Below are 3748 nucleotides of genomic sequence, written 5' to 3'. Positions count from 1 at the left end.
GGGTTTGGGTGGCAGCCGGGTTTCGCCGCGGACGGGTGCCAAGGCGGACGGCTCTCTTTCAGCGGGTGGCTTTCTCGTCATCCTCGGTGGCGGGGCCGACCGGTTGGAGCCCCCGGGCGGCACCTCGTGCCGATGACCCTCCTACCGATAGTGTCCAGGTATGGCCAGCGTCTTCACCCGGATCATCAATCGTGAGCTGCCCGGGCGGATCGTCTATGAGGACGATCACTGCGTGGCGTTTTTGACGATTGCTCCTCTCACCCCCGGGCACACCCTGGTGGTCCCGCGGCTGGAGGTCGATCACTGGATTGATCTTCCGTCGGACGTGCTGCGGGAGCTGTGGAGCGGAGCCGCGCGGGTGGGACGGGCCGTGGACAAGGCGTTCCGTCCCCGGAAGGTGGCCGCGCTGCTGGCCGGTCTGGAAGTGCCGCACGTCCACGTGCATATCGTCGCGATCGATTCTGAGGCCGAGCTTTCCTTTGCCAGAGCTGATCACAATCCCGACCCGGCCGCGCTGGATGACGCGGCTGACCGTATCCGGACCGCGTTGATCTAGTGGTCGCCGCCGGCGGGCGAGCTCAGCCGCGTAAAATGATCAGCTGGGCTTGGCGCGCCCGGCAGGAGGCGCGTGCCCCAGCCCCGCGATGCCGCGTCCCCCGGTTTGTCACCGCTGGGACGAGCCGGCGCGGAACGCTGGCGATCCGGAAGGGCCTGCCTGCTCCCTATACGCTGATGCGTCATCGTTGTTCCCATCGCGCCCCGGAGCCTGCGCCGTGCCCGTCGACCTGCCCGGACCGCATACCCGCTGGCGGTGCGGGATATGTGGTAATCTGACCCGTTTCGATGTGGCGAGAACGCTACGGTCACGGGACTACGTCCATGTCGATCTTGCTGGTGTCCCGCGTGTGGAGGAACGGGACATCGTGGACGAGAAGATCGAGCATGTCTGGTGTCGGTGGTGTGGCGCGGTGGACAGCGTGGTGTGTGAGCCTCGGCCGGCGTCCGGGTGAGCGAGCCACTCCCGCCCAACGTCCGGGCGCAGGTCGTCACGTTTGCCGCTGACACCCTCGCGGACATTCCCGAGCAGGATGTGCCGGCCGCGCTCATCGCGGTCCGGCGCTTCATCCCGTCGCGACGCGCTCGGCTCGGGGCCACCCCGTTGGCCGCCGCGATCGCGAACGACGCGGTTTTCCGCGGGCGGGTGGCCGAGCGGGTCCGGCTCGCCCTGCCCGATCTCGTCGCGGCACTTTCCTCAGCCGAGGGACCGCCCGAAGCGGCCCCACCCGAGGAGATCGCGGCCGTCGCCTACGTCCTGCGCCTGCCCGGCTGGGAGCGGATGGTCGAGGCCGCCGCTCAGGAACTGGCCGAGACGGCCGCTTCGGCCCGCGCGGCGCAGGCCGCCGATGCCGCCGCACGTCTCCATGAGCGGCTCGAGGCGTTGAAGCGCAGTTCCAGGGCTGAGAGCGATCAGCTGCGTGACCGGCTGGCGGCGGCCCGGACCGAGGTTGAGGATGCTCGTCGGCGGCTGAGATCATCGGCTGACCGGGTGCGTCGGGCCGAGCTGGACGCCCAGGAGACCATCCAGAGGGCTGAGCGCAGTCGCGACGACGCGGTCGCCGCGGCCCGGGAGGCCGAGACCGAGACCCGCCGGTTGCGACAGCGGGTCGTCGAGCTCGAGGCGGCGCTGGCGGCGGCGCGGCGAGGCAGCCGGGAAGCCAGGTCCGTGGAGGACGTGCGCCTGCGCGTTCTGCTTGACACCCTGATGGCCGCCGCGAACGGTTTCCGCAAGGAGCTCTCGCTGCCGACCGCCGTACGGCGGCCCGCGGATGTCGCCGGTCGCGAGAACGATGGCACGGCACTGTTCGATCCGTTCTGCGGGGTGGGCGTGCGCGGCCTGGCTGAGGACGATCCCGGGGTTGTCGACGAGGTCCTAGCGGTTCCCGGAGTGCACCTCATTATCGACGGTTACAATGTGACCAAGCGTGGTTATGGCTCGTTGACCTTGCAGGCGCAGCGCGCCCGGCTGCTGTCAGGGCTCGGCGCGCTGGTCGGTCGCGCGCCCGAGAGCGAGATCACGGTGGTCTTCGACGCGACCGCGGTGATCGCGCGGCCGGTCGGGGTGGCCACGCCCCGCGGGGTGCGGGTGGTGTTCAGCCGGTCCGGTCAGCTTGCCGACGAGGAGATCATCCGGTTGGTGCGGGCTGAGCCGGCGGGCCGCCCGGTGGCTGTGGTGACCTCCGATCGGGAAGTGGCGGAAACGAGCCGGATGTCGGGTGCCCGGCCGGTCCCGTCCGCCGCGCTGCTGACTCGCCTCGACCGATCCTGAGCCGCCGGGCCTGGGCGCTGACCGGGCGGCCGGGCCTCAGCACCGTCGGGACGGTTGGGAAAACTTGTCGTACCCCGTGGCTACGTTGTGTCTCAGTGCTACTCGTTGCCTGTGTTGCCGCAGGTGCTGGGGAATCGTGACGTAGGCGGCCGGTATCGGCTGGAGGGGCGGAGACGATGTTGATCGACTGTGGCACCTGCGCGGTTCGCGGGGACGCCTGTGGCGACTGTGCGCTGCACGTCCTGCTCGGGTCCGACCCCGCGGCCGGCTGGGACGAGACCGAGCTGCGGGCGTTGGCGCTACTGGCCGACGCCGGGCTGCTGGCGCGCATGACCCCGTGGCCGCGTCCCGTGCCGCTCACACCACCCCCTGCCGGGCCGGCACGCCTCTCGCCCGCGCAACGCTCACACGGACGTGCGCGCCGAGCCGGCTGAGCCCCGCGGCACTGGCCGATGGCGCTTGTCATCGAGGGGCCGGCCATCGTTGCGCGGTCCGCGGCGACCGCCGAGACGAGGGCCGCGGCGCTTGTCATCGATTGTGATCGTGGTTGCGCTCGTGTTCCTGCCGGTCGCGGCCGGCGTCGGGGCGTCGTTGGTCGCCGTCGCTCCTTCGGGCCAGGCTGATACGCTCCATCGCCCCACCGACCAGCTGACCATCACGGGTTACGGCGTGTCACCCGCACGGCTTACTCAGGTCCGGCGGGAAGCCGGTGACGCGCTGCGCTACGTGCGTGGTGTCTGGGACGGGGCATGGTCCGCCCCTGTCAGGATCGACCTTCCCGCGGACAGCGCGGGGTTCCGCGCACGGGTGGGCCGCGCGGGCACGGACGGCGAGGCTGCGGTCGCGGTGATCCCGCGGGCGGGTGGGGCTGGAGCACCGGGCGGCGATGCCACCCGGGTGGTCATCAATCCCGATGTCTATGAACGGCTTACCCCCGAGGGCCGCCAGGTGGTACTGCGCCATGAGCTGACCCATCTGGCGAGTGCGGATGTGACCGGCCCCGGTACCCCCACCTGGTTGGTGGAGGGTCTTGCCGAAGCGGTGGGGCATGCCGGCGTGGCCCTGAGCGTGCGCCGGGCGGCCCCGGAACTGGCGGTCGAGGTCCAGGCTGGCTGGCTGCCTGACGCGCTGCCGGGTGACGCGGCGTTCACAGCCACGGATGGGACGGTTCCCCGTAGTTACCAGGAGGCGTGGCTCGCCTGCAAGTTGATCGCGGACACGGTCGGCACGGACGGGCTCATCGGCTTTTACCGACAGGTGGGGTCGGGCGAAGGCGGCCCGAATACTCGGCTGGCCGGGGCTTTCCAGCGGTTCCTGGGCACCACGGAGGCCGGTTTCGTCGCCCGGTGGAGGTCGTACCTGCGTGCTCAGCTCCCGACCGGGACGGACCGGCGACCGCCCGCGTGAGCCGGTGCTGACCGG

The 3748-nt window shown here is 70.9% G+C and carries 5 protein-coding genes; all 5 read left to right on the top strand.

From position 1 onward, the window contains the following. Positions 1-160: 160 nt before the first annotated feature. The 5 genes from MJ785_RS00440 (at position 161) to MJ785_RS00420 (ending at position 3733) form a co-directional block, all read left to right on the top strand. Positions 161-556, top strand: a complete 396-nt coding sequence (locus tag MJ785_RS00440) for an HIT family protein (RefSeq protein WP_239308044.1) — start codon at positions 161-163, stop codon at positions 554-556. Between the two features lie 217 nt (positions 557-773). Further along, complete coding sequence (locus MJ785_RS00435; protein WP_239308045.1) at positions 774-1010, top strand: hypothetical protein; 237 nt, start codon at positions 774-776, stop codon at positions 1008-1010. Beyond that, positions 1007-2326 (top strand): NYN domain-containing protein, encoded by a 1320-nt coding sequence (locus MJ785_RS00430; protein WP_239308046.1) that lies wholly within the window; start codon positions 1007-1009, stop codon positions 2324-2326. The genes MJ785_RS00435 and MJ785_RS00430 overlap by 4 nt, the downstream gene beginning before the upstream one ends. Positions 2327-2502: 176 nt before the next feature. Further along, positions 2503-2760: a hypothetical protein gene (locus tag MJ785_RS00425; protein ID WP_239308047.1), complete on the top strand. Its 258-nt coding sequence runs from the start codon at positions 2503-2505 to the stop codon at positions 2758-2760. A gap of 109 nt (positions 2761-2869) precedes the next feature. Continuing rightward, a complete protein-coding gene (locus MJ785_RS00420; protein WP_239379867.1) occupies positions 2870-3733 on the top strand; it encodes a hypothetical protein in 864 nt (287 codons plus the stop codon). Positions 3734-3748 lie beyond the last annotated feature (15 nt).

The sequence above is a fragment of the Protofrankia sp. CiT1 genome, assembly GCF_917627335.1.
Taxonomy (GTDB): Bacteria; Actinomycetota; Actinomycetes; order Frankiales; family Frankiaceae; genus Protofrankia.
This window is presented reverse-complemented; position numbering and strand designations above follow the sequence as displayed.

Coding starts and splice junctions, on each gene's coding strand:
- MJ785_RS00440 (WP_239308044.1), top strand. CDS start 161: ATGGCCAGCGTCTTCACCCGGATCATCAATCGTGAGCTGCCCGGGCGG.
- MJ785_RS00425 (WP_239308047.1), top strand. CDS start 2,503: ATGTTGATCGACTGTGGCACCTGCGCGGTTCGCGGGGACGCCTGTGGC.